Annotated in this window: 22 protein-coding genes; 14 read left to right on the forward strand and 8 right to left on the reverse strand. The window is 61.9% G+C overall.

Going from position 1 to position 23,636, the window contains the following annotated elements; genetic code table 11:
* Nucleotides 1-25: 25 nt before the first annotated feature.
* Genes ACKLNI_RS12380 through atpD form a run of 3 tightly spaced genes read right to left on the reverse strand, consistent with a single transcriptional unit; the run spans nucleotide 26 to nucleotide 2,098 of the window.
* Nucleotides 26-316 carry an AtpZ/AtpI family protein gene (locus ACKLNI_RS12380; protein ID WP_413719385.1) on the reverse strand — a complete coding sequence of 97 codons (291 nt, stop codon included), beginning with the start codon at nucleotides 314-316 and terminating at the stop codon, nucleotides 26-28.
* Nucleotides 313-705 carry a F0F1 ATP synthase subunit epsilon gene (locus ACKLNI_RS12385; protein WP_413719386.1) on the reverse strand — a complete coding sequence of 131 codons (393 nt, stop codon included), beginning with the start codon at nucleotides 703-705 and terminating at the stop codon, nucleotides 313-315. Before ACKLNI_RS12385 ends, ACKLNI_RS12380 begins: the two co-directional genes overlap by 4 nt.
* Complete coding sequence (gene atpD, locus ACKLNI_RS12390; protein WP_413719387.1) at nucleotides 695-2,098, reverse strand: F0F1 ATP synthase subunit beta; 1,404 nt, start codon at nucleotides 2,096-2,098, stop codon at nucleotides 695-697. Before atpD ends, ACKLNI_RS12385 begins: the two co-directional genes overlap by 11 nt.
* Nucleotides 2,099-2,395: 297 nt before the next feature.
* On the opposite strand from atpD, the gene ACKLNI_RS12395 reads away from it, so the two are divergent.
* From ACKLNI_RS12395 to ACKLNI_RS12405, 3 genes are all read left to right on the forward strand, one after another.
* Entirely contained in the window at nucleotides 2,396-2,827 is a 432-nt protein-coding gene (locus ACKLNI_RS12395) for a hypothetical protein (protein ID WP_413719388.1), read from the forward strand.
* Nucleotides 2,828-3,021: 194 nt separating this feature from the next.
* Nucleotides 3,022-3,798: an SDR family oxidoreductase gene (locus tag ACKLNI_RS12400; RefSeq protein ID WP_413719389.1), complete on the forward strand. Its 777-nt coding sequence runs from the start codon at nucleotides 3,022-3,024 to the stop codon at nucleotides 3,796-3,798.
* Nucleotides 3,799-3,846: 48 nt separating this feature from the next.
* Nucleotides 3,847-4,263 (forward strand): VOC family protein, encoded by a 417-nt coding sequence (locus ACKLNI_RS12405; RefSeq protein WP_413719390.1) that lies wholly within the window; start codon nucleotides 3,847-3,849, stop codon nucleotides 4,261-4,263.
* Nucleotides 4,264-4,278: 15 nt separating this feature from the next.
* Here ACKLNI_RS12405 and ppsA read toward each other — a convergent pair whose 3' ends face one another.
* A complete protein-coding gene (gene ppsA, locus ACKLNI_RS12410; RefSeq protein ID WP_413719391.1) occupies nucleotides 4,279-6,663 on the reverse strand; it encodes a phosphoenolpyruvate synthase in 2,385 nt (794 codons plus the stop codon).
* Between the two features lie 139 nt (nucleotides 6,664-6,802).
* On the opposite strand from ppsA, the gene ACKLNI_RS12415 reads away from it, so the two are divergent.
* The 3 genes from ACKLNI_RS12415 to ACKLNI_RS12425 all read left to right on the forward strand — a co-directional run bounded on the left by ACKLNI_RS12415 (nucleotide 6,803) and on the right by ACKLNI_RS12425 (nucleotide 9,451).
* Nucleotides 6,803-7,153, forward strand: a complete 351-nt coding sequence (locus tag ACKLNI_RS12415; protein WP_413719392.1) for a hypothetical protein — start codon at nucleotides 6,803-6,805, stop codon at nucleotides 7,151-7,153.
* Nucleotides 7,154-7,238: 85 nt separating this feature from the next.
* On the forward strand, nucleotides 7,239-8,057 hold the full coding sequence (locus ACKLNI_RS12420; RefSeq protein WP_413719393.1) for a phytanoyl-CoA dioxygenase family protein: 819 nt from the start codon (nucleotides 7,239-7,241) through the stop codon (nucleotides 8,055-8,057).
* Between the two features lie 191 nt (nucleotides 8,058-8,248).
* Complete coding sequence (locus ACKLNI_RS12425; RefSeq protein WP_413719394.1) at nucleotides 8,249-9,451, forward strand: M24 family metallopeptidase; 1,203 nt, start codon at nucleotides 8,249-8,251, stop codon at nucleotides 9,449-9,451.
* A 36-nt stretch (nucleotides 9,452-9,487) separates the two neighbouring features.
* Here the strand turns inward: ACKLNI_RS12425 and ACKLNI_RS12430 are convergent, their stop codons facing one another.
* The 3 genes from ACKLNI_RS12430 to eutB form a co-directional block, all read right to left on the reverse strand.
* The gene (locus ACKLNI_RS12430) at nucleotides 9,488-10,858 is read right to left on the reverse strand and encodes an aminotransferase class III-fold pyridoxal phosphate-dependent enzyme (protein WP_413719395.1); all 1,371 of its coding nucleotides are present in this window, start codon (nucleotides 10,856-10,858) and stop codon (nucleotides 9,488-9,490) included.
* Nucleotides 10,859-11,057: 199 nt separating this feature from the next.
* Nucleotides 11,058-12,044, reverse strand: coding sequence for a cyclodeaminase (locus ACKLNI_RS12435; protein WP_413719396.1), 987 nt, complete (start codon nucleotides 12,042-12,044; stop codon nucleotides 11,058-11,060).
* A complete protein-coding gene (gene eutB / locus ACKLNI_RS12440) occupies nucleotides 12,034-13,038 on the reverse strand; it encodes a hydroxyectoine utilization dehydratase EutB (RefSeq protein ID WP_413719397.1) in 1,005 nt (334 codons plus the stop codon). The genes ACKLNI_RS12435 and eutB overlap by 11 nt, the downstream gene beginning before the upstream one ends.
* A gap of 187 nt (nucleotides 13,039-13,225) precedes the next feature.
* On the opposite strand from eutB, the gene argE reads away from it, so the two are divergent.
* Together argE and ACKLNI_RS12450 are read left to right on the forward strand one after the other, a co-directional pair.
* Nucleotides 13,226-14,392: an acetylornithine deacetylase gene (argE, locus tag ACKLNI_RS12445; RefSeq protein ID WP_413719398.1), complete on the forward strand. Its 1,167-nt coding sequence runs from the start codon at nucleotides 13,226-13,228 to the stop codon at nucleotides 14,390-14,392.
* 14 nt (nucleotides 14,393-14,406) lie between these two features.
* Nucleotides 14,407-15,252, forward strand: coding sequence for an urea carboxylase-associated family protein (locus tag ACKLNI_RS12450; protein WP_413719399.1), 846 nt, complete (start codon nucleotides 14,407-14,409; stop codon nucleotides 15,250-15,252).
* Here the strand turns inward: ACKLNI_RS12450 and ACKLNI_RS12455 are convergent.
* Nucleotides 15,249-16,433, reverse strand: coding sequence for a M24 family metallopeptidase (locus ACKLNI_RS12455; RefSeq protein WP_413719400.1), 1,185 nt, complete (start codon nucleotides 16,431-16,433; stop codon nucleotides 15,249-15,251). The genes ACKLNI_RS12450 and ACKLNI_RS12455 overlap by 4 nt on opposite strands.
* A gap of 75 nt (nucleotides 16,434-16,508) precedes the next feature.
* On the opposite strand from ACKLNI_RS12455, the gene ACKLNI_RS12460 reads away from it, so the two are divergent.
* The 6 genes from ACKLNI_RS12460 to ACKLNI_RS12485 all read left to right on the forward strand — a co-directional run bounded on the left by ACKLNI_RS12460 (nucleotide 16,509) and on the right by ACKLNI_RS12485 (nucleotide 23,635).
* Nucleotides 16,509-17,552 carry a pyridoxal-phosphate dependent enzyme gene (locus ACKLNI_RS12460; RefSeq protein ID WP_413719401.1) on the forward strand — a complete coding sequence of 348 codons (1,044 nt, stop codon included), beginning with the start codon at nucleotides 16,509-16,511 and terminating at the stop codon, nucleotides 17,550-17,552.
* Complete coding sequence (locus tag ACKLNI_RS12465; RefSeq protein WP_413719402.1) at nucleotides 17,549-18,691, forward strand: M24 family metallopeptidase; 1,143 nt, start codon at nucleotides 17,549-17,551, stop codon at nucleotides 18,689-18,691. Before ACKLNI_RS12460 ends, ACKLNI_RS12465 begins: the two co-directional genes overlap by 4 nt.
* On the forward strand, nucleotides 18,688-19,404 hold the full coding sequence (locus ACKLNI_RS12470; protein WP_413719403.1) for a maleate cis-trans isomerase family protein: 717 nt from the start codon (nucleotides 18,688-18,690) through the stop codon (nucleotides 19,402-19,404). Before ACKLNI_RS12465 ends, ACKLNI_RS12470 begins: the two co-directional genes overlap by 4 nt.
* Nucleotides 19,405-19,536: 132 nt before the next feature.
* Nucleotides 19,537-20,628 (forward strand): ABC transporter ATP-binding protein, encoded by a 1,092-nt coding sequence (locus ACKLNI_RS12475; protein ID WP_413719404.1) that lies wholly within the window; start codon nucleotides 19,537-19,539, stop codon nucleotides 20,626-20,628.
* 116 nt (nucleotides 20,629-20,744) lie between these two features.
* Nucleotides 20,745-21,839, forward strand: a complete 1,095-nt coding sequence (locus ACKLNI_RS12480) for an extracellular solute-binding protein (protein WP_413719405.1) — start codon at nucleotides 20,745-20,747, stop codon at nucleotides 21,837-21,839.
* A 128-nt stretch (nucleotides 21,840-21,967) separates the two neighbouring features.
* Nucleotides 21,968-23,635 carry an ABC transporter permease gene (locus tag ACKLNI_RS12485; RefSeq protein ID WP_413719406.1) on the forward strand — a complete coding sequence of 556 codons (1,668 nt, stop codon included), beginning with the start codon at nucleotides 21,968-21,970 and terminating at the stop codon, nucleotides 23,633-23,635.
* Nucleotide 23,636 lies beyond the last annotated feature (1 nt).

A 23,636-nucleotide genomic window follows, 5' to 3' on the forward strand; every position in this document is an offset into this window, starting at 1 on the left:
CCGGGACGTCGGGAGAAAGACTGGATCATTCATCGCCCCGCCCCTCCCTCTGGACCCAGTACCACGCATTCAGACACCCCACGGCGAAGCCGCCAAGAAGAAGCGACAGCGTCCAGGACGTCTCTCCGGGCCACCGCGCATCAATCCACATACCCAGGGCGACGCCGACGATCACCGGCACGGCAACCGACCAGCCGACCATCCCGAACATGCCCAGCCCGAGCCACGCGCTCAGGGTCCGGCGCTTCCGGCTCTGCTCCATTCGAAGCGCCTTGCGGGCAATCGTCTCGGTCTCGTCCTGCTTGTCGTCGATCATTGGCTCAGGCTTTCCAGATCGCGGAACCGGCGGATCATGCTTGCCTCGAGCAGCGCAAGCGCCGCGCGGGCCGCACGTTCATCCTCGTCCTGTTGACGGAACTCTTCCTCGACACGCTCCCGGAGCGCCGCGAGATCGTCTCCCTCGATGGCCTTGCGAACGGCGACGCGCACCAAGGGTCCACATTTGACAAGTGTTCCCGAATGCAGCGCGACGAAACGCTCGTCGCCTTCCGACAGCTGATACACGAGTATTCCCGGAGCGAGCTCGGTGACGAAATCGCCGTGGTTCGGCAGCATGCCGAAATGCCCATCCGGAGCCTCTGCCAGAATCCTCTCAACCCGAACATCCAGGATGACCTTTTCTGGCGTGATCACTTCAAGCCGCATTGGTCGCCTCCCTGGCGGGCAAATCGTCCACGCCGCCGATCATGTAGAAATCGGATTCATCACGGTATCGGAACTCGCCCGAGAGGATACGGCGGCAACTGGTGAGGGTTTCTTCGAGAGGCACGAAGCGCCCCTTGTTTCCGGTCATGGCCTCGGTGGAGAAGAAAGGCTGCGTCAGGAAGCGCTCAAGCTGCCGCGCCTGCCGGACGGTGGCCCGGTCTTTCTCCGAAAGTTCCTCGAAGCCCAGCATCGCGATTATGTCTTTCAGGTCTTCGTATTCGGACAGCGTATTGCGCACGTCGCGGGCCACCCGGTAGTGCTGTTCGCTGACTGCGCCGGGTGTCAGTAGCCTGGAAAACGAACGCAGCGGATCGATCGCGGGATAGAGTCCTTCTGATGCCTTCTTGCGCGACAGGACGATCGACGCGGAAAGGTGAGCGAAGGTATGCGTGGCTGCCGGATCGGTCAGGTCGTCGGCCGGGACGTAGACCGCCTGGATCGAGGTCATCGCTCCCTGCTCGGTCGAGCAGATGCGCTCCTCCAGATCGGCAAGCTCCGTACCCAGTGTCGGCTGGTAGCCGACCCTGCTGGGTATTCTTCCCAGCAGGCCGGAAACCTCGGCGCCCGCCTGCACGAAGCGGAAGATGTTGTCGATCAGGACCAGAACATCGCGCCGCCGTTCGTCCCGGAAGTACTCGGCCATGGTCAGCGCAGCATGCCCCACGCGAAAACGCACGCCGGGGCTCTCGTTCATCTGGCCGAAGACCATGACGGTGTTTTCAAGAACCCCTGCATCGCGCATTTCGCGGTAAAGTTCCTCGGCCTCGCGGCATCGCTCGCCGATCCCGCAAAACAGGCTCACCCCATGGTATTCGGCCACCATGTTGTGGATCATTTCAGTGATCAGCACGGTCTTTCCAACACCGGCGCCGCCGAACAGCCCGGCTTTGTCGCCGCGCTCGATCGGGCTGAGCAGATCGATGGCCTTGATGCCGGTCTCGAACAGCGCGCTTTCGACCCGGCGGCGCGACAGAGGCACCGGATCGCGCAGAATGGGCTTGCGGCGCATGTCATCCAACAACTCGCCCCCGTCGATGGGATCGCCGAAGAGGTTGAACATGCGTCCCAGAAGCGCATCGCCAACGGGAACGGTGATCGCCTGGCCCGTGTCCCGCACGGCAAGCCCCAGCCGCAGATCGGGCGTAGGATTCAGCACCAGCCCGCGAACCGTATCACTCGATGGCAGCGATGCGACCTCGATCGAGATTTCCGGTTCCGAAAGTGTCAGGAGCCGTGAAGAGATCGACGGAAGCCGCCCCTCCGGAAACCGGATATCGACGATGCCACCTTCGATCGAAACGATGTGGCCGATATCGGTGTCGCGGTGCTCCATATCGAAGCTCTCCTCCCTCCCGGTTCCGAGGCTTGCCCACTCGCGCAATGCGCACATGCGCAACTTGAACCGAGATGCGCATCGTTACATTCTAGGGTCTCGATGCATCCACTTGCTTTAATTCAGGTCAAATGGGTCGCCTCGTGCCGAACGGGCATCGGAAGTCTCCGGACCCTCCCTCGGGCAGCATCGATGAATGCTTGGGTGGTGGTTCCGAAACTTGACCGAGATTAAAGCAGCACGACGCAATACCTGCTTTAATTACGTCAATTCGAAACAGAAAATGGGAGAGTCGGGATGGCAAGAGAGTCAAATACCGCTTTGGGCGAAATCATGGAGCAGGTGCGCGGCATGTACGCGGCTAATCCGATGATTGCGCCTCAGATGGAACAGTTCTGGAAGGCGCAGGAAAACATCCTAGACGCCACCGAATCCTTTTCAAAGGCGTGGTTTGAGCGTCGCCACGAAGCCGCGAGATCGGCCCTCGACATCGTGCGCACGGTGAACGGGAACGGCACGGATGGGGCGGCATCGATGCGATCGATCCTGGCTTGGCAGCAGGAATCCTTCCAGAGGCTGGCAGAGGATATGCAGGAGCTTGCCGATCTCTACTCCAATTGCGCCAGCCAGTTTGCGAATGCCGAGGCAGAGGCCAGCAAGGAAGGCATCAAGGAAGTCGAGAAACGCGTGAAGTCGGCGGCCAAGGCGAAGCATGCAACACCGGTGTGAGCGCCGCCAACTTATTGCGTAGCCCAACAAGCGCTTGAAGCGTTTGCTTCTGTGCACCCTGCTTGGCTGTTTCTGTGGTCGGGGGCGTAGGATCGTCCCCGACTGAAACACGTCCTGCGAATGGCTCGCCATGCCAGCGATATTTGCGTACAGAATGGCCTCGGGCCAATGAAGTGTCGCTGGAGGAGCGTGGAATGGATCTGAACCTGAACGGGAGCCGTGTCATCGTTACCGCGGGCGCAGCGGGTATCGGCCTGGAAGTGGCACGGGCTTTTGTCGAGGAAGGCGCGCGTGTCTGGATCTGCGATATGGATGCCGCTGCGGTCTCTGCGCTTGCGGCTTCCGACCCGAATATCAGGGCCGAGGTTTGTGATGTGACCGATCGGCGGGCCGTCGCCGCGTTCTTTTCGAAGGCCACGGACGAGATGGGCGGACTGGACTGCCTGGTGAACAACGCCGGCATCGCCGGTGCGACCGCCCGGATCGAAGACACTGCCCCCGAGGATTGGGACCGCTGCCTGGAAGTCTGCCTGACCGGCCAGTACAACTTTGCCCGCCTCGCCGCGCCGTTGCTGCGCAAGAGCGACAACGGCTCGATGATCAACTTTTCCTCCGCCGCCGGAAAACTTGGCTTCGCGATGCGATCTGCCTATGCGGCTGCGAAATGGGGCGTGATCGGTCTGACAAAGTCGCTGGCCATCGAATTGGGCGAAGACGGCGTGCGGGTGAATGCGATTCTGCCCGGCATCGTTGCCGGTGACCGCCAGCGCCGGGTTCTTGAGGCAAAGGCGCAACGTCTGGGCCGGACCTTCTCCGAGACAGAGGCCGCGGCATTCTCCTACACATCCATCCGCGAGTACGTGACGGCGCGGCAATTGGCCGACCAGGTGCTTTTCCTGGCCAGCCCCCGGGGTCGCACGATCTCGGGACAGGCCATCGCGGTCGACGGCGACACCAAGATGCTTGCCTGACTGGCAGTCACTGAACGGGCCCAAAGGGCTGACAAGGGCAAAATCGACATGAAGCTCGAATTTCACCACATCAACTTCGTCTCGAAGGATGTCGATCGGATGCACGATTTCTACACGAATGTGCTGGGACTCGACGATGTTCCGCAGGAGAATTTCCCACGGACCGAGGAAACCGCCGAGGGCGGATACTCAGGCAAGATCCGCTTTGCCACCGAGGGCAAGATGCAGATGCATCTGGCCGAGCGGGATATCGGGGTCGCTTTCCGCAATGGTCAGGTGATCAACCCGGTGGATCGCGGGCATATCGCGTTCCGCACCGATGACATCGCGGCATTCCTCAAGCTCCTCGACGACCACGGCATCCCGTATTCGGATTACGGGACCGCGTTCGCCAAATCCTGGCACCAGGTCTTCTTCATGGACCCCGAAGGCAACATCATCGAGGTCCACCAGCAAGTGGATTGAAACCGCGGTTTGGCGTCAGTCCTTCTCTGCCGCGGCCACATGCTGTTTCACTGCAAGGAAACTGTCCGGAGTGACGGAGATCGAGTCGATCCCGGCCGAGACCAGTACACGGGCGAAATCGGGATAGTTCGACGGCGCCTGTCCGCACAATCCGATCTTGGCACCAGACGCATGCGCCTTTTCGATCGCCGTCTTGATCATCCAGACCACCGCGGGATCGCGCTCGTTGAACAGCGATGACAGCCGATCGCTGTCGCGGTCGATCCCGAGGGTCAGCTGGGTCAGATCGTTCGAGCCGATGGAGAACCCGTCGAACCTCTTTGCGAACTCCTCGGCAAGGATCACATTCGATGGAACTTCGCACATCACATAAACCTCGAGACCGTTCTCTCCGCGTTTCAGGCCCTCTCCGGCCATGACGGCAAGAACGCGGTCGGCTTCTTCGGGGGTCCGGCAGAAAGGCACCATCACCCGGACGTTCCGGAACCCCATCTCCTCGCGCAGACGGCGGATCGCCTGGCATTCAAGTTTGAACCCATCGCTGTAGGCCAGATCGTAATATCTCGACGCGCCGCGCCATCCGATCATCGGGTTCTCTTCGTTGGGCTCGAAGCCTTCTCCGCCGATCAGATCGGCATACTCGTTCGTCTTGAAGTCGCTCAGGCGCAGGATCATCGGGTGCGGGTGACACACGGCAGCTATTCGCGACAGTCCCCGGCACAGCTTGTCGACGAAATACTCCTTCTTGTCGGGATATCCCGCAGTCAGGTCCTTGATCCGGGCTTTCACGTCCTCATCCCGCAGTTCGTCCAGATGGATCAGCGCTTCGGGGTGAATCCGGATGGTGTTCGAGATCACGAACTCCATCCTTGCCAGCCCAACTCCATCGCTGGGCAGTCGCCACCAACGCGACGCGGTCGAGGGATTGGCGAGGTTCAGCATGACCTTGGTGCGGGTCTCGGGCACGTGTTCCAGGTCGAGATCCTCGACCGTATACTCGCCGATCCCTTCATAGACGAAACCCTCGTCGCCTTCGGCGCAGCAGACCGTGATCTCCTGCTGGTCATGCAGGATATGCGTGGCATTTCCGCAGCCGACAATCGCGGGAACACCAAGTTCACGGCTGACGATGGCGGCATGGCTGGTCCTTCCGCCGTGGTCGGTAACGATGGCAGAGGCGCGCTTCATGACCGGCACCCAGTCGGGGTCCGTCGTCGACGTGACAAGGACAGCCCCATCGATGAACCGGTCGATATCCGCAGCGCTTTCGATCAGGCAAACCGTTCCGGTCGCGATCTGCTCGCCCACGCTGAGACCCGTGGTCAGCTTCCTGCCATGGGTGCCGATCGAAAAGCTCCTGAGTGCCGCGCCGCGCAAATGCGATTGGACGGTTTCCGGGCGCGCCTGGACGATGAAGAGATCACCCGTTTCCCCATCCTTCGCCCACTCCATATCCATCGGAAGGCCGTAGTGCCGCTCGATCAGCGCGGCCTGTCGTGCCAGTTCCATCACCTCGTCATCGGACAGCACGAAGCTTTCCCGCTCGGCCCGCGACGTCGGAACGTTCCTGACCGGCGCAGCGTCGGAAGCACCGCCATAGATCATCTTCTTCTCTTTCGCGCCCAGCTTGCGCTCCAGGATCGGACGCAGGGTCTTGTCGTCGAGGAACGGCTTGTAGACCTGAAACTCGTCCGGGGTAACGGCGCCCTGCACCACGTTCTCACCCAAGCCCCAGGCCGCATTGATCAGCACGACCTTGTCGAAGCCGGACTCGGTGTCGATCGAGAACATGACGCCGGAGCCACCGATATCGGAACGCACCATCTGCTGAACGCCCACCGACAGCGCAACGTCGAGGTGATCAAAACCCTTGGCGTTTCGATAGCTGATCGCCCGGTCGGTAAAGAGCGAGGCATAGCAATCTCGGCACGCTTTCAGCAGCGCGTCTTCGCCGACGATGTTCAGGAATGTTTCCTGCTGACCGGCAAAGCTGGCATCGGGCAAATCCTCTGCCGTTGCGCTGGACCGGACCGCAACCGACAGCGCATCCTTGCCTGCCCTGCGCGACAGCTCCCGGTAGGCATTCCGGATTTCTTCGGCGGTCTCCGAGGGCCAGTCGCCCGAGGCAATCGCTGTCCTGATCCTGTCGCCGGACTGTTGCAGGCTGATCTTCCCGGAATCGAGATCCTTCATCGTCTTTGCGATCAGGTCCCCCAGCCCGTTCGCCTCGATGAAGCGCCGGAAAGCGCTGGCGGTGGTCGCAAAGCCGGGCGGAACCGAGATGCCCAGCTGGTTCAGTTCCTGGACCATCTCCCCCAGAGACGAGTTCTTTCCGCCTACCAGGGCGACGTCACCACGACGCAAGTTCTCGAAAAAGATCACTTCACCGACACTGGCCATGCTGTGGCTCCTCGTTCCCAAATTGATTTCCAGCGCAGCCTAGCCAAGGCAGCGCGTTCTTCGTTGATTTCGGTCAAGGCGCGGAGGGGAGCTCCGGAACAGGATGATTCCGAATTACGGATCCCGGATGGAGTTACTCATGGATCAAAAGCTTGCAGAACTAGCGCAAGAGGTGGAAGCGGCTCTGGAACTTGGCGACGAATTGACGGAGCGCTCCAGAACGGCGCTGAAAGATGCGGGCTGCACGCTGAGCCCCGAGTGCGATATTGAGTCGACGGACGCTGCGCTTGACGCGATCCGCCAGGTTCTGCCCGGCTGGAGCGTGAACATGAAAGGGACGGCAAGCCAACCCAATGGCCATTGGGTCTGCAGTCTGAGGCAATCGGATATCCGGGACAACGACCCGTATGTCGGCACCGGAAACGGGCCGACGCTGTCCCATGCCCTGCTCGCCGCCTTGCTGAAAGCGCTCGCACAATCCCGAAGATGAACGACACACCTTGCGCCAGTTTCCGCTCTGAGTAACGCTAGGTCGAGACGGAGATATCTCTACGCCGCGACAGACGGGGGCTGGCATGAAGGTGATGACGCGAGAGAGCTTCGATCCCTGCGAAGCGGCTGAAGAGTTGCTTGACGGAGTCGGTGCGCTGGTCCTCAAGGATGTTTTCGAAAAGGCAAGGATCGCCAGGATCCACGAAAGGATTGTCGCCGCGACGGACGCCGTGACCGAAACGGGATCGCATTTCAATCAGAGCGGTGCGGACGCGCTTTTGCAACGCCGTGTCTGGTTCCGGGATCTTGTCGCTCTTGACCACGACATCGCGCATCTGGTCGAGGATCCGATGATCTTCGAAGCAATGCAGGCCTTTCTTGGTTCGGAATTCGTGATGGGCAGCCTTTGCGCTTCGCGCATCATGCCTGGCTTTGGCGGACAGGAGCCGCATATCGACTATCCCTATTGGGATTTCTACCGGTCCCAGACCTTTCCGATGCGGACCAATGCAAGCTTTCCGCTGAACGCCCAGGCGGTGGTGCTGATAGACCCGTTCACGGAAGAAAACGGCGCCACGGCGCTGGCTCCGGGATCGCAAAAAACGCTGCGCTATCCGGACGAGGCCGACGACTTCTTCGGGAACTGTATCCGGCTGACGGGCGAGCCCGGCGATGTCGTTCTGTTCTTCGGGGCAGCCTGGCACTGCGCGATGCCGAACAACAGCGATGCCGGGCGCATCGGGCTTCTGGTCGAGTTTCTGCCCAAGTTCGTGAAACCGATCGAGGACATGCTGACCGGACTCGATCCCACGTTCCTGGAAACCGCCTCGCCCGAGATGCGCCAGCTTCTTGGCTTTCGCTATCCCTGGCCCTCGACGCCACCCGAGCCACCGATCGCCTGACGCGAAATCCTCTTGTCCGAAAGCCGGTTCTGGTGCATTGGCGAAATCGGGCCGGCGATGGCGTCGCCAACGCGGATTTCGCGTCGCCCCGAAGTGAACTGTCCTGAACGCCGGGATGAATTCTGATCGCTGTCACGGCGCAGGATGGACCCGGCGCAACGTGGCAGACGACTTCGAAATGGAGCGTTCCGATGACCCGTCCCGATTTCTACCGTTTCCGGCAGGGCGACCGCGTTCTGCCGTTCGACGCATCCGAGTACGAGGCTCGGCTTGCCGGTCTCCGCCAGATCATGGCCGAAGCCGGTGTCGATGCCTGCGTCTTCACCTCGATGCACAACATCGCTTACTACTCCGGCTTTCTCTACTGTTCGTTCGGCCGCCCTTACGGTCTCGTCGTAACCGCCAGCGAAAGCGTCACGATCAGCGCGGGCATCGACGCCGCACAGCCTTGGCGGCGCTGCCATGGCGACAACATCACCTATACCGACTGGCAGCGGAACAACTACTGGCGCGCGATCCTGTCTGTCACCGGCAAAGGCAAGATCATCGGGTTCGAGGGAGACCACATGACCCTCGCCCAGCGCGACCTCATGGAGAGCTTCCTGGCACCGGCCGGAGTACGCGACATCGCCCCGATGACCATGCGGCAGCGGATGCACAAATCCCCGGCCGAGGTTGCTCTGATCCGGCACGGAGCGGAAGTCGCCGATGTCGGCGGTTATGCCATCCGCGAGGCGATCCGTGCGGGCGCGCGCGAGATCGACATCGCGATGGCAGGCCGCGACGCGATGGAACTGGAAATCGCCAAGCGCTTTCCCGATGCCGAATACCGCGACACATGGGTCTGGTTCCAGTCGGGCATCAACACCGACGGTGCGCATAACCCGGTGACGGCGCGCGTCCTAGAACGCGGCGATATCCTCAGCCTGAACACTTTCCCGATGATCTCGGGTTATTACACGGCGCTGGAGCGCACTCTCTTCGTGGAAGAGGTCGATGCGGCCTCGCTGGCGATCTGGGAGGCCAACGTCGCGGCGCATGAGCTGGGCATCTCGCTACTCAAGCCGGGCGCCAGCTGCGCGGACGTGACGGCGAAAATCAACGAGTTCTTCGCCGAGCGCGACCTGCTGCAGTACCGGACCTTCGGCTATGGCCACTCGTTCGGCGTCCTGTCGCACTACTATGGCCGCGAAGCCGGGCTGGAGCTGCGAGAGGACATCGATACGGTCCTCGAGCCAGGCATGGTGATCTCGATGGAGCCGATGCTGACGATCCCCGAAGGCCAGCCCGGCGCGGGTGGCTACCGCGAGCATGACATCCTAGTCATCACCGAGGACGGCAACGAGGACATCACCGGCTATCCCTACGGGCCGGACTTCAACGTGGTCGGCTGATGACGTGGGGCGCGGTCCAAGCCGCGCCCCCTGCCCTCAGGCGAATACCTCGTTCACGGCCTCGCGCAGAGTGACCGCGATCGTATCGGCCTCATCCCGGCTGAGGCACAACGGCGGCGCCATGCCGATGATGTCGCCCTGCGGCATGGCGCGAACGATCATGCCTCTGCGGCGTGCAGCGGCTGCGATGGCACCCGCAACCTTTCCCACCGGATCGAAGAACCTGCGTGCGCCCGGGTCTTCTGCGAATTCGACTGCAGCCAGCATTCCCTCGCCGCGTATCTCGGCGACCTTGGGGTGATCAGCCAGCGTTTCGCGCAAGCGCGCCAGCAGATAGGCACCCGTGGAGCCTGCGTTTTGGACCAGACCCAGAGTGTCGATCAGTTCGAGATTGGCCACACCAGCCGCCGCCCCGATCGGGTGCGCGGAATAGGTCCAGCCGTGCCCGATGGGTCCAAGCTCGTCCGTGCCCTGCTCCAGCACCTTCCAGACCCTCTCGGACAGGATCGAGCCCGACAGGGGCGCATAGGCGGAGGTCAGGCCCTTGGCGATAGTGATGATGTCGGGGCGAAGGCCGTAGTGGGTCGAGCCGAACATGGAGCCCAGACGCCCGAAGCCGGTCACCACCTCGTCCGCGATCAGCAGGATGTCGTGGCGCTGAAGCACCTCCTGTATCGCCTCCCAATAGCCGTCGGGCGGCGGGACGATGCCGCCGGTGCCCAGAACCGGCTCGGCGATGAAGGCGGCGATCGTGTCAGGGCCTTCCGACTGGATCAAGTTCTCCAGTTCCGCCGCGCACCATGCCGAGAACTCGCGCTCCGTCATGTCCGCATCCGGACGCCGCAGATAATACGGAGCTTCGGTGTGCAGGATCGGTACAAGCGGCAGGTCGAAGGCCTTGTGAAACAAGCAGAGCCCGGTCAGCGATCCCGACATCAGGCCCGAGCCGTGATACCCGCGCCAGCGCGAAATGATTTTCTTCTTCGCGGGCTGGCCGAGAATGTTGTTCATGTACCAGACCAGCTTGATGTTGGTCTCGTTCGCGTCCGAACCGCCCAGTCCGAAATAGACCTTCGACATCCCCTCGGGCGCACGGTCCAGCACCATCTTGGCCAGAGTGATCGACGCCTCGGTGCCGTGGCCGACATAGGCATGATAATAGGCCAATTCGTGCGCCTGCCGAGCGATGGCGTCCGAGATCTCGGTTCGGCCATAGCCGACATTGACGCAGTAAAGCCCGGCAAAGGCATCCAGCAGTTTGGCACCGTTGCGGTCCTCGATGAAGACACCCGAACCTGTGCGGATGATCTGCGTCGGGGTCTCGCCCCGAGCGTGCTGGGCAAGATGGGTGGAAGGGTGAAAGAAGTTGTCGCGGTCCCACTGGTCCAGTTGGTCGTTCTTCAGCATTGGTCTCACCTTTTTCAACGGCATCGCGCCGCGTGGTTTCGTCTTGATGGGAACCGTCTGCACGCAATCCTTTCGCTGCCGCCAAAGGCGGGAGGATGGTCAGGCGCCAGAGGCTCCGGACACCCAGGCAGCAGCGCGCGATGCCTTTATTGCGTGGGATAGCGGTTCAATACCGGATTCTCGGCCGCGAGAAAACCGCCTAGGCCCGTACGATCGTGCCGGCGCCATCCAGTACGTCGCGGGCATGGTTGGCGATGGCGGTATCCTGCGCGCCGGTACCGGTCAGGTCGCAGACCGTGATCTGGGCTGCACTGGTGCGCCCGGGACTGGAACCTGTGACGATCCGACCCAGCTCGATCACGTCCGTTTCGGCAAGTGCGCCTCCGGCCAAGGCGGTGCGCAACTCACCAAGGGACGCGCATTGGCTGATCCGGTCGACCGCGCAAAGGTCGGCGCGTGCCAAGACCGCTGGCTCCAGTTCGTTCTTTTCCGGCGCGTCCGATCCCATCGCCGTGATGTGCAGGCCCGGATGCAGCCACTCGGCCCGAAGAATGGGCGCACGCGACGGCGTGGTCGTAACGACGACCTGTGAAGACCGAACAACCAAAGCCGGATCGGTTTCGGCGGTGACTTCGACACCGAGTGCTTGGGCAAGATCCGCGGCGCAGGCCTGCGCCCTGTCATGCGACCGCCCCCAGACCATTGCCCTCCGGAACGGGCGGACAGCGTGCAGCGCCTGCAGTTGCAGGCGCGACTGCAGTCCGGTGCCCAAAACGCCCGCGCACTCGACCTGTGCCGGCGCCAAATGACGCGCCGCAACCGCGCCCGCAGCAGCTGTTCGGATGTCGGTCAGGTAACCATTGTCCAGAAGAAGGGCTTCGACCAGCCCCGTCCGGGTCGAGAAAAGCGTCATCAACCCGTTCAGACTGGAAAGGCCCAGCGCCGCATTTCCGTAAAAGCCCGTGCTGACCTTGATCGCAAAAGAGGGAAAGCCCGGCAGGTAAGCGGTCTTCACATCGACCTCATCATGGGTGCCTGGCAGTTCCATCGACATGATCGGCGGCATCACGACACCTTCTCCGCCCAAGGCCGCGAAAGCGCGCTCGGTGACGTCGATGGCGGTCAGGTCCAGCGGCACCGCGGCGCGCAACTCCTTTTCGGTGAGAACGGTGATGTCATGCGCCATAACTTTCCCCTTTCACGGTGACGTCGCCCAAGATGATGTCCTGCCCGGTCATGATTGCCGCATGCTGGGTCATGTCGAGGTTGCGCCCGGTTATTATCGTGGCCGTCGTACCTTCCGCCTTGAACTTTCCTGTCAGCATGGCGGCGATGCCTACCGACGAGGCGCCCTCGCAGACGATCCGGTCCTCGTAATAGAGCGCTTGCATCGCGCGATAGATATCGGCCTCGGTCACAAGGATCGTCTCGTCCAGATGATCGCGGCAGAGAGGAAACGAGAGCCTGTTGGCAAGACCGATGCCACCGCCGAGGCTGTCGGCAAGACTTGGCACCTCTTCCACCTCGACCGGGTATCCGGCACGAAGCGAAGCGTGCATGGCCGCGCCCCGATCCATCGTTATCCCGACAACACGGATCGCCGGGTTCAGGGCCTTGGCAGCGAATGCGACGCCACCCGCCAATCCACCTCCCGACAAAGGAACGAGGATAGCGGTCAGGTCAGGTCGACTTTCAACCAGCTCGAGGCCGATTGTGCCCTGCCCGGCCACGACAAGCGGATCGTCAAACGGCGAGATGTCGACGAGACCCTCTTCTCGCGCAAGGCGTTCGGCCTCGGCCTGTGCCTCGTCCTGGCTGTCGCCGATGATGCGAACCTCGGCACCAAGGGCGCGGACACCCGCGACCTTGGCCTCGGGGGCAAGGCGCGACATGCAGATCACGGCCTGCATCCGGCGCGCCCGTGCCGCGTAGGCCACACCACGCCCATGGTTGCCGGTGGAGCAACATGTAACGCCAACCGTGTCCGCGGGCAGGGCAGCAATCGCCGAGAGTGCACCGCGCAGCTTGAAGGCGCCAATGGGCTGAGCGATCTCGAGTTTCAGCAGGACCTCGTGGCCGAACCTCGCGGAAAGCGCAGAAGGTACGAGCGGGGTTGCGTCAGCGACTCCGGCGATCCGCCCCGCGGCCTCACGGATATGGGAGAGGGTGAAATCGGTCATGCCTGCGCAACTGCCCCATGGCAGACAGCGCAATAACCGCACCGCTTATCGTATCGTGCCATGCCCTGTGATGGGCTCTATGGCTTCGGTTCGTCAAGCCAATGCGTCGGTTTCGGATTTTTCAGCCAGGGCAGGCATGATAGATGCGCAGGGAGAAGGACAGTTCCTTCGGGAGGGAAAGTTGGACTTGAACGGTGCAGATCGCCTTGAGCGGGCGAAGTCGCGTCTGGCGGAACTCATTGCCTTTCCGACGGTGTCGTCCGACAGCAATCTGGAACTGATTGTCTGGGCGACCTCGCTCTTGACCGAGCTTGGCGCGCGGGTCGACATACACGCCGATGACACCGGACAGAAGGCGAACCTGTTTGCCACGTTCGGTCCGGACGGCGATGGCGGGATCGTACTCTCAGGGCACACGGACGTCGTGCCCGCCGATCCGTCGGAATGGATCAGCGATCCTTTCGAACTGTCCGAGCGCGACGGGCGGCTTTACGGCCGCGGCAGTTGCGACATGAAGGGGTTCATTGCCTGCGTTCTGGCGCTTGCGCCCGAGATCGCGGACTGGAACGTGACGCGTCCGGTGCATATCGCTTTGACCCATGACGAGGAGACCGGCTGTCTGGGCGCGCAATCCCTTGTCGAGATCCTGAGGTCCGGGCCGGTCAAGCCTGCAATCGCGATCATCGGAGAGCCCACGTCGATGCAGATCGTCAACGGCCACAAGGGCTGTTTCGAATACACGACCGAACTGCGTGGCGCCGAAGGCCACGGTTCGGCCCCCGACCTTGGAGTGAACGCGGCCATTTTCGCGACCCGCTATGTCGGACGGCTGATGGAACTGGCGGCGGAATTGCGCGAAAGGGCGCCCGCCGGCAGCCCCTTCACGCCACCATGGACCACGGTGAATGTCGGCCGCATCCAGGCCGGGAATGCCCGGAACGTCATTGCCGGTCATGCCGAGGTGGAATGGGAAATGCGGCCTGTCGCGCCCGGCGACGCGGACTACGTGAAGCAGGCGGTCGATCGCTTCGCGGCCGAAGCGCTGGAACCGGAGATGCGGGCCGTCAGCCCGGACGCATGCATCGCGCGGCACACGATCGCCGAGATCGCCGGGCTGGAGCCGCGCGAGGGTTGCCGGGCAGTCGATCTTGCAACCGCGCTGACAGGGGGCAATGCAACAGGCATCGTCGCTTTCGGCACCGAGGCCGGGCTGTTCCAGGAATTGGGTCTCGACTGCGTCGTGTGCGGGCCGGGCTCGATCGAACAGGCGCACAAGCCGGACGAATTCATCGAGATATCGCAGATGGAGGCCTGTCTTTCGATGCTCGCGCGCCTCAGGGAATTCGTGACGTGAACGAGGAGGGCAGAATGGCCACCACCCCGAAGGATGCCGAAGCACGGCGCGCCGTGCCTCCCGTCATCTGCTACCCCCCGGATACCCTGCCGCACGTGGACTTGGCCGCGCTTCGCGCGCTCCGCAAAGACGCCACCGCCGCCGGGTCGCTTCGCGTGGCGCCGCGGGATGGGGGATGCATATACGTACCTGCCGGAGCGTTCTTCCGGATTGTCTCGATCGAGGGGGCGCAGGTTGGAGACCTGAACCTCTGGAACGCAGGCAACCTTGGCGAGCGGTTCTATTCGGGCAAGACACGCGCGCTTCACGGCTCGCACCTGGATCAGGGTGACCGGCTTTGGTCCAGTTTTCCCTACCTGCGCCCGATGGCCACAATCACCGAAGATACGCTGGGTTGGTATGGGTTCGACGAATTCGGCGGCGGTGTGCATGACGTGATCGGAACCCGCTGCGACCCATATACAGGGCGGCTTCTGTCCGGGCATGACTACCACTATTGCTGCCATTCGAACCTGACACGCGCGCTCGCCGCCCACACGGGCCTGCCGCTGGCCGAGGCGGAAGGCCATGTTCACGACGTGATGAACGTGTTCATGTGCACGGGTTTCACCCGCGACACCGGCCAGTACTTCATGAAAGCCAGCCCCGTCAGGCCCGGCGACTTCATCGAGTTCTTCGCCGAGATCGACCTGATCGTGGGCCTGTCGGCCTGTCCCGGCGGCGATTGCTCGTCCGAACACTCGTCGGACACCGCGAATTGCCATCCGCTCCTGATCGAAATCTGGGACCCGGGCGATGCCGCCCGGGCAGCGCATGTGCCGCCTGAACCGTCAGGATATGACCGGACGCACGGGACCTAGGGCTTGACGAACATCTTGCGCGGTCGGTCGCAGAAACACTCCGCCGGACCGTTCTCGGTGATCAGGATGGACTCGGTAATCTCCATTCCCCAGTCGTCCATCCAGAGACCGGGCATGAAATGGAAGGTCATGCCGGGCTCCAGGACCGTGTCGTCCTCGACGCGCAGACTGATCGTGCGCTCCCCCCAATCCGGCGGATAGGACAGGCCGATCGGATAACCGCAGCGGGCCCCCCGCTCGATCCCCGCTTTTTCAAGCGGACGCGCCAGAGCCGCCGCTATGTCGCTTGCCCTGTTGCCGGCACGGGCAGCATCCAGCCCGGCCTCCAGCCCCTCGACCAGCGCCGCTTCCGCAGTCTTGAGGAACGCGGGCGGATCACCAAGAAAGACCGAACGGCAGAATGGGGTGTGGTATCGGCGATAGCAGCCAGCGAGTTCGAAGAAAGTGCATTCACCCTTGCGAAAGGGTCGTCCATCCCAAGTCAGGTGTGGCGCGGCAGCGTCTGTTCCCGAAGGCAGCAAGGGCACGATCGCGGCATAGTCACCCCAGTCGTCGCCAACTCCGCGCACGGCGTCGCGCAAAATCTCGGCCACCAGGTCGTTCTTGCGCAGGCCCGGCTCGATCCGCTCGATTACGCCGTCCATGACCTTTTCGACGATGCGCGCCGCCTTGCGCATAAGCGTGATTTCCTCGCCCGACTTGACCGCGCGTTGCCAGTTCACCAGTGCCGTCGCATCGACGAAACGTGCGCCCGGAAGCTGGCTTACAAGAGTCTGATGAGCCTTGGCGGAGTAATAATAGTTGTCCATCTCGACACCGATCCTCGACGTCTCGTGACCGAGTTCCCGGAGAATGCGTGAGAGATCCTCCATCGGGTGCGCCGCCGGATTCTGCACGAAGGTGTCGGCGTAGCCGTGGATGCGATCCTCGGCCATCCAGACCGTGCGCCTTGCGCCGTTGGCATCCTGGTTGCGCCCCCACCAGACCGGATCGCCGTCCTGCGGCAGGATCACGCCCTGATGAACGTAGAAGGACCACCCGTCATAGCCCGTCAGCCACGCCATGTTCGACGGGTCTTCGACGAAGAGAACGTCGATCCCCGCTGCGTCCATCGCCTTGCGCGTCTTGGCGATACGACGGTCGTATTCGGCCCGTGTGAAGGCTGGGTCGTGATGCGGCATGATAGTTCTCCCTTTTGTTCGGAGAAGATGAAACCGGCCTTTGCGGGTCAAGGCGAATTCGTGCAAGCTGTTCGCATGGAGATACTCGACAACCCATTTCGCGCCGCGGGTCCGCTGGCGCCCGAAGCGCCCTATCCTTCGACTGACGAAGGTGCGGTCGAGCGTTTGCTGGCCCGCTGCCCCGCGGCGAAGGAAACCCCTTTGCACCAATCGGAGAACCTTGTTCCTGGCGCAAAGCTCTGGCTTAAGGACGAACGCGCACGCATGGGCCTTGGCTCGTTCAAGGCTCTGGGAGCCGCCTATGTGATCGCTTGCGACGCCGCCGCCACGTCCGATGAGCCCGGACCATCCACATTGGCGGGCCGCACCTATATCACCGCCAGCGCCGGCAATCACGGAATGTCGGTTGCAGCGGGCGCAGGCATCTTCGGCGCGCGCTCCGTTGTGTATATCGCCGAGACCGTGCCCGAGGTGTTTGCACGCCGCCTGCAGGAAAAGGGAGCCGAAGTGCGCCGGAAAGGTCGCGACTACGCTGCCTCGATGGCGGCCGCATCGAAGGCCGCCGAAGCTGGCGAAGGCATTCTCCTCTCCGACAGTTCCTGGGCCGGGTACACGGAAATTCCGCACCGCCTCATGGAAGGCTATCTTGCCATGGCCGCCGAAGCGGCACGACAGGTTCCCAAGGTGCCGACCCATGTCCTGCTTCAGGCCGGCGTCGGAGGTCTGGCGGGCGCCGTTGCGGCATATGTCCGCAAGGTCTGGGGCAATGCACCCCGGGTTATCGTCGTGGAACCCGAGGCCGCGCCGGCCCTTCAGGCCAGCATACGCGCCGGAAAGGCCGTGTTCGCCGACGGGCCGGACAGCATCATGGGCCGCCTCGATTGCAAGGAACCGTCGCTGATCGCGCTCAACGGGCTTGCCCGTGACGCCGACGCTTTCCTGACCTTGACCGACGCCGAGGTGGAACGCGTATTGCCGAGGCTGGCCGCTGCGGGGTTCGGGACCACCGCTTCGGGCGGCGCGGGTGCCGCCGCCGCATTGCTGGACGACGCACGGGCGCTTTGCGGCATCGGCCCCGGTTCGCGCATTCTCGCCTTTCTTTCCGAGCAGGCAGAATGACGGAACGTGGGTTTACGCAAGCGGAGTTCGCAAACCGCCTGTCCCGTGCGCAGAACGCAATGGCCTCCAAAGGTCTGGGCGCGCTTCTGCTGACAACCGAACCCGAGGTCCGCTACTTCACCGGTTTTCTGACCCGCTTTTGGGAAAGCCCCACTCGGCCTTGGTTTCTGATCGTTCCCGCGTCCGGTGCTCCGGTCGCGGTAATCCCCTCCATCGGCGCATCGTTGATGGCCCGGGCCGGGGTGCGCGATATCCGCACATGGTCCGCGCCGGATCTGACGGATGACGGAGTCACGCTGCTGGCCGACACGCTGGCGGAACTGGTGCCGAAAGGAGAGAGAATTGGCGTGCCCGACGGCCACGAGACCCATCTGCGCATGCCGCTTGGGGATTTCGAACGGCTCAGGCGCCTGCTTCCCGACCGTCTCCTTGTGGGAGACAAGGGCATCCTGCGAACTTTGCGCCTTGTGAAAAGTGACGCGGAAATCGCCAAGATCGAGACCGCCTGCAGCATAGCGGGACGCGCCTTTGCCCGCGCGCCTGAGATTGCCGCCGAGGGGAGGCCGCTGGACGAGGTTTTCCGCAAGTTCCAGATGCTGTGCCTTGAGGAAGGCGCGGACTGGCTGCCCTATCTCGCCGGCGGCGCGGGACCGGGAGGCTATGACGACGTGATATCGCCTGCCACACAGCGCCCTCTGGCCCGGGGAGACGTGCTGATGCTGGATACTGGATTGGTCTGGGACGGCTACTTCTGCGACTTCGATCGCAACTGGTCGATCGGACCCCCAGCACAGGAAACGCGCGATGCCCACGCTCGCCTGATCGACGCGACCGCAAAGGCTTTCGAGACGGCGAGGCCCGGAATCACAGCCGCCGACCTTCATGCGGTCATGGCATCCGTTCTGGGGGGTGAAACGGACGCGGGGCGGCTGGGGCACGGCCTTGGCATGTCACTGACGGAATGGCCCTCCCTGATCCCATCGGATCAAACGATTTTGGAAGCCGGGATGGTTCTAACGCTGGAACCCGGAGTTGAGACCTCCGGCGGCATCATCGTTCATGAAGAGAATATCGCGATTACCACGACAGGCGCCCGGTATCTCACTCCCGTCGCGGCGCGAGAGGCGGTTGTGCTGTGATCAATCTAAGCTGCAGCTTTGATCCCGAGGAGGCAAATCCCGCCATCGGTTTGATCGTCCTTCAGGCGGATGAAACGCTTGAACCCGAGTTCCGGCAAGCAGCCGCGGATATCCCCAATCCGCTTTACATCTCTCGCATACCAAGCGCGCCAAGCGTGACCCGAGCCAATCTCGCCCGGATGGAGGGCGACCTCACGGCGGCGGCCACCCTTCTACCGCCATGTCGGTTCAGCGCAGTGGGCTATGCCTGCACGTCGGCGAGTTCGGTCATAGGTTCGGACGAGGTCGAAAGACTGGTTCGAGCAGGCTGCAATACGGAAGCCGTCACCAATCCGATCCGCGCGACGGTTGCATGTGCCTCGGCACTTGGGGTTTCCCGGTTTGCGCTGGTGTCGCCCTATGTCGAGGAGGTCGTCACGCCGTTGCTTTCGGCTTTTGCCCAAGATGGTATCGACATGCCGGTTTTCGGAAGCTTCGGCGTAGCAGACGAACATCTGGTCACCCGGATATCCTGCCAGTCGGTGGTCGACGCAGCACTACACCTAGGAGCGAGTGATGGCGTCGATGCAGTGTTTCTCAGTTGTACGAATCTGCGCACTCTGGAAGCCGCGGAAATTATCGAGAAGCGACTGAAAAAGCCTGTCATATCATCTAATTCCGCGCTGACCTGGCATCTGCGCACGCTTGCATCAAGCCGCCAACCCAAAATTTGATCATAAAAATCAAATGATTGACCTCAAGTCGGTTACTGGGTGTTGAAGTCACGCAGGCCGGCATGTTTACTGCCCAAACAAACGGCGTTCCAAACGTCGACCAAGAACACAGACAGGGGGTCTGGACCGGATATGTCGAACGAAGCAAATTTCGTCGAATTTCAACGTGTGCAGAAGAGTTACGATGGAGAAACGCTGGTCGTCAAAGACCTGAACTTGGCGATGCCCAAGGGCGAATTTCTCACGATGCTTGGACCCTCGGGGTCGGGAAAAACCACCTGCCTCATGATGCTGGCTGGCTTCGAGACCGCCACGCATGGGGAAATCCTGCTGGACGGGCAACCGATCAACAACATCCCCCCGCACAAGCGGGGAATTGGCATGGTTTTTCAGAACTACGCGCTTTTCCCCCACATGACCGTGGCGGAGAACCTCAGCTTTCCGCTGGAAGTCCGAAAGATGGGCAAGGCTGCGCGGGAAGAGAAGGTCAAGCGCGCGCTGGACATGGTGCAGATGGGTGCCTTCGGCGGACGCCGGCCCGCTCAACTATCGGGTGGCCAGCAACAGCGGATTGCACTGGCACGCGCTCTGGTTTTCGAGCCCGAGCTTGTTCTGATGGACGAACCCCTTGGTGCTCTGGACAAGCAGTTGCGCGAACACATGCAGTTCGAGATCACGCGCCTGGCGCACAATCTGGGCATTACGACCGTCTACGTGACCCACGATCAGACCGAAGCCCTGACCATGTCCGACAGGGTGGCCGTGTTCGATGACGGGCGCATCCAGCAGATTGCCCCCCCTGACGAACTTTATGAAGCGCCCCAGAACTCCTTCGTCGCGCAATTCATCGGCGAGAACAACACGCTGGACGGTGTCGTCAAATCCGTAGACGGGGACCGCTGTGTGGTCACTCTCGACAGCGGCGAGGAAATCGACGCCAAACCCATAAATGTCAGCCAGCCAGGAGAGAAAACAAAGGTTTCGATCCGCCCCGAAAGGGTCGAGACGAACAAGGCGCGTCTGCATCAGGATGCCCATACTCTGAAGGCGGAAGTGGTGGAGTTCATCTACATGGGCGACATTTTCCGGACACGTCTGAAGGTCGCCGGGCGCGACGACTTCATCGTTAAGACACGGAACGCGCCCGATACCGTCAGACTGACACCTGGCAGCGAGGTCGAGATTGGCTGGCTGCCCGAAGATTGCCGCGCACTGGACGCTTAGGCGCCGGTGCGGGTGAGAAACGATCGTGCGGTCATCCCGGGCGATTTCATAGTGGAACGGTATATCCCGCAGCCGAACCAAGAGAGAGCGAAGACGGGAGAAAATGGGAGTACTACATGAAACTAACTGCAAAACTGCTTGCTGCTAGCGCACTCACCGCTGTAGCCGGGGCTGCAACCGCCCAGGAAATGACCTTCGTTTCCTGGGGAGGCGCGTATCAGAAATCGCAGCTGAACGCGTATGTCGAACCTTACATCGCCAGTAATCCCGGCGTCAGCGTCGTATGGGACGAAAGCTCCGCCGAAGCCGTCGCCAAACTGCGTGCGATGAACGAGGCCGGCAACATCACCTGGGATCTCGTCGACGTCGTTGCTGCAGATGCCATGCGGCTCTGCGACGAAGGTCTCGCGATGGAGATCGACCCGGACGAGCACCTGGCTCCGGCCCCAGACGGAACATCGGCCGAGGACGATTTCGGCGATCTTCTGGTGTCCGATTGCTTTATCCCGCAGATCGTCTACTCGACCACATTTGGCTATCGCACCGACATGGTCGGTGACACCCCGCCGACGGACATCTGCGCAGTCTTCGACCTCGAAGCCTATCCGGGCAAGCGCGCGCTGGAGAAGCGTCCGATCAACAACGTGGAATGGGCGCTGTACTGCGATGGCGTCGCCAAGGACGACATCTATGACGTTCTTGCCACCGAGGAGGGACAGGAGCGTGCTCTGGCCAAGCTGGGCACGATCAAGGACGAGGTCATCTGGTGGTCAGCCGGCGCCGACACGCCGCAGCTTCTGGCCGATGGCGAAATCGTCATGGGCTCGACCTACAACGGTCGTCTCTTCAGCGTGATCGAAGAGCAGAACCAACCCGTTGGCATGCTCTGGGATATGCAGGTCTTCGATCTGGATGGCTGGATCATTCCCGAAGGCCTCTCGGAAGAGCGCCTCGAGCGCGTTCTGGACTTTGTCTACTTCGGGACCGACACGCAGCGTCTGGCGGATCAGGCCAAGTACATCTCGTACGGTCCGGCACGCGCCTCTTCGGCACCGCTCGTCGGCAAACATGAAGAGTTGGGGATCGATATGGCGCCACACATGCCCACCGATCCGGAGAACGCCAAGAACACCCTACTATACAACTTCGAGTTCTGGGCCGACTACCGCGACGATATCGACGCGAAGTTCCAGGCCTGGCTGGCGCAGTAAGCATCTGATGAAAAAAGGTTCGGGGCAGATATTTCTGCCCCGAGCCAAACAAGAATACGGCTGTGCACGCTGGGTCAAGCAGACGCGCTAGGCACAGACAAAGTCAGCCGATCCGGTGGAGGGACCGTATGAGCGACGTCGCAAGCACAAACGCAGGCAATCAGGGAAACGGTTCGACCGGACCGGTATTGGCCGCGGACGGAACACCTCTGAAGAAAAGCCTGAACCGCGCATTACGCATGCAGAAGATGCGCGCGCTCATGTTGATTGCACCATTGCTGATCTTCGTGCTGGTGACCTTTATCGCTCCGATCGTCGACATGCTGTTCAGGTCTGTCGAGAACCAGATCGTATCAGAGACGATGCCCCGCACCGTTGTGGCCCTCCAGAACTGGGACGAAGCCGGAGACGAGCCGCCGGGCGAGGATGTCTACGAGGCGGCCTACTATGATCTTTTCATTGCTGCCGAAAGAAAACTGCACACCCGGCTTGGCACACGACTTAACTATGAACTGACGGGCGTTTCGTCGCTGTTCCGCAAATCCGGTCGCGGTCTCGACGATATCGGAGAGGTCTATCAGGACCAGTTCGAAGACCTGGATGGCTTCTGGAAGAAGGGCGAGAACTGGGCCGAGCTGATGGGCTCGGACAGCTGGGTCGCCGCGGCAAAGGACTGGGACACCAAGTCCGGGACCGAACAACCGCGCTTCGAAATGCGCGACGGAATTGCGGACACGCTGCCGAAGACCTCCGAGGCGTACCAGGCGTTTGCGCAATTCGTCCAGGTGGAAGAACAGGACAAGCTCTACAAGGAAGACCCCTGGTCGATGGTCTATCTGGCCCTGCACGCCGACCTTAAAGGCGGAGCGGATGTCTCGGGCTACAACGGACCGGGCGCCACGGAACTGGCCGCCGCAGCGGCCGCAGCACCCGGGTTTGATACCGTCGGCTTCAAGGACGGGTTCCTCGCGATCGAGAAGGACTGGGCCGATCTGGATGTCTGGCGCACCATAAAGCTCTACTCCCCGTCCTACACGCCGGGCTACTTCCTGAACGCGGTTGACCTCGAGAAGTCCTATGAAGGCGTCCAGGCGCGGCCCGATAACGAGCAGATCTACATGAAGCTTTTCGGGCGCACGCTGTTCATGTCGCTCGTGATTACCTTCAGCTGTATTCTCCTCGGGTATCCGGTTGCCTGGATACTGGCGAACCTGCCGACGCGAACAGCGAACCTGCTGATGATCCTCGTTCTCCTACCCTTCTGGACTTCGCTTCTGGTTCGGACTTCGGCGTGGAAGGTGATGTTGCAGCAGCAGGGCGTCATAAACGACGTGCTGGTCTGGCTGGGGCTGGTGGCCGACGATGCGCGACTGGTCATGATCAACAACCAGTTCGGCACCATCGTGGCGATGACGCATATCCTTCTGCCGTTCATGATCCTGCCGCTTTACTCGGTGATGCAGACGATCCCGCCAAGCTACATGCGCGCTGCAAAATCACTCGGGGCAAAGGACTGGACCGCGTTCTGGCGGGTCTACTTCCCGCAGTCCGTTCCGGGCATTGGCGCCGGCTCGATCCTCGTCTTCATCCTGTCGATCGGCTACTACATTACGCCCGAGATCGTCGGCGGCACCACGGGTGTCTTCATCTCGAACCGGATCGCCTACCATATCTCGTCATCTCTGAACTGGGGACTGGCGGCAGCGCTTGGAACGATCCTTCTGGTCGTCGTCCTCGGGCTGTACTGGGCCTATGACAAGATCGTCGGCATCGACAACGTCAAGCTGGGGGGCTGAG

The sequence above is a fragment of the Silicimonas lutimaris genome (assembly GCF_047314965.1).
Taxonomy (GTDB): Bacteria; Pseudomonadota; Alphaproteobacteria; order Rhodobacterales; family Rhodobacteraceae; genus JAVJUV01.

Coding starts and splice junctions, on each gene's coding strand:
- ACKLNI_RS12485 (WP_413719406.1), top strand. CDS start 21,968: ATGAGCGACGTCGCAAGCACAAACGCAGGCAATCAGGGAAACGGTTCG.
- ACKLNI_RS12480 (WP_413719405.1), top strand. CDS start 20,745: ATGAAACTAACTGCAAAACTGCTTGCTGCTAGCGCACTCACCGCTGTA.
- ACKLNI_RS12425 (WP_413719394.1), top strand. CDS start 8,249: ATGACCCGTCCCGATTTCTACCGTTTCCGGCAGGGCGACCGCGTTCTG.
- ACKLNI_RS12430 (WP_413719395.1), bottom strand. CDS start 10,858: ATGCTGAAGAACGACCAACTGGACCAGTGGGACCGCGACAACTTCTTT.
- ACKLNI_RS12450 (WP_413719399.1), top strand. CDS start 14,407: ATGGCCACCACCCCGAAGGATGCCGAAGCACGGCGCGCCGTGCCTCCC.
- ACKLNI_RS12415 (WP_413719392.1), top strand. CDS start 6,803: ATGGATCAAAAGCTTGCAGAACTAGCGCAAGAGGTGGAAGCGGCTCTG.
- ACKLNI_RS12420 (WP_413719393.1), top strand. CDS start 7,239: ATGAAGGTGATGACGCGAGAGAGCTTCGATCCCTGCGAAGCGGCTGAA.
- atpD (WP_413719387.1), bottom strand. CDS start 2,098: ATGGAGCACCGCGACACCGATATCGGCCACATCGTTTCGATCGAAGGT.
- ppsA (WP_413719391.1), bottom strand. CDS start 6,663: ATGGCCAGTGTCGGTGAAGTGATCTTTTTCGAGAACTTGCGTCGTGGT.
- ACKLNI_RS12455 (WP_413719400.1), bottom strand. CDS start 16,433: ATGCCGCATCACGACCCAGCCTTCACACGGGCCGAATACGACCGTCGT.
- ACKLNI_RS12395 (WP_413719388.1), top strand. CDS start 2,396: ATGGCAAGAGAGTCAAATACCGCTTTGGGCGAAATCATGGAGCAGGTG.
- ACKLNI_RS12475 (WP_413719404.1), top strand. CDS start 19,537: ATGTCGAACGAAGCAAATTTCGTCGAATTTCAACGTGTGCAGAAGAGT.
- ACKLNI_RS12385 (WP_413719386.1), bottom strand. CDS start 705: ATGCGGCTTGAAGTGATCACGCCAGAAAAGGTCATCCTGGATGTTCGG.
- ACKLNI_RS12435 (WP_413719396.1), bottom strand. CDS start 12,044: ATGGCGCATGACATCACCGTTCTCACCGAAAAGGAGTTGCGCGCCGCG.
- ACKLNI_RS12405 (WP_413719390.1), top strand. CDS start 3,847: ATGAAGCTCGAATTTCACCACATCAACTTCGTCTCGAAGGATGTCGAT.
- ACKLNI_RS12465 (WP_413719402.1), top strand. CDS start 17,549: ATGACGGAACGTGGGTTTACGCAAGCGGAGTTCGCAAACCGCCTGTCC.
- ACKLNI_RS12400 (WP_413719389.1), top strand. CDS start 3,022: ATGGATCTGAACCTGAACGGGAGCCGTGTCATCGTTACCGCGGGCGCA.
- ACKLNI_RS12380 (WP_413719385.1), bottom strand. CDS start 316: ATGATCGACGACAAGCAGGACGAGACCGAGACGATTGCCCGCAAGGCG.
- eutB (WP_413719397.1), bottom strand. CDS start 13,038: ATGACCGATTTCACCCTCTCCCATATCCGTGAGGCCGCGGGGCGGATC.
- ACKLNI_RS12460 (WP_413719401.1), top strand. CDS start 16,509: ATGGAGATACTCGACAACCCATTTCGCGCCGCGGGTCCGCTGGCGCCC.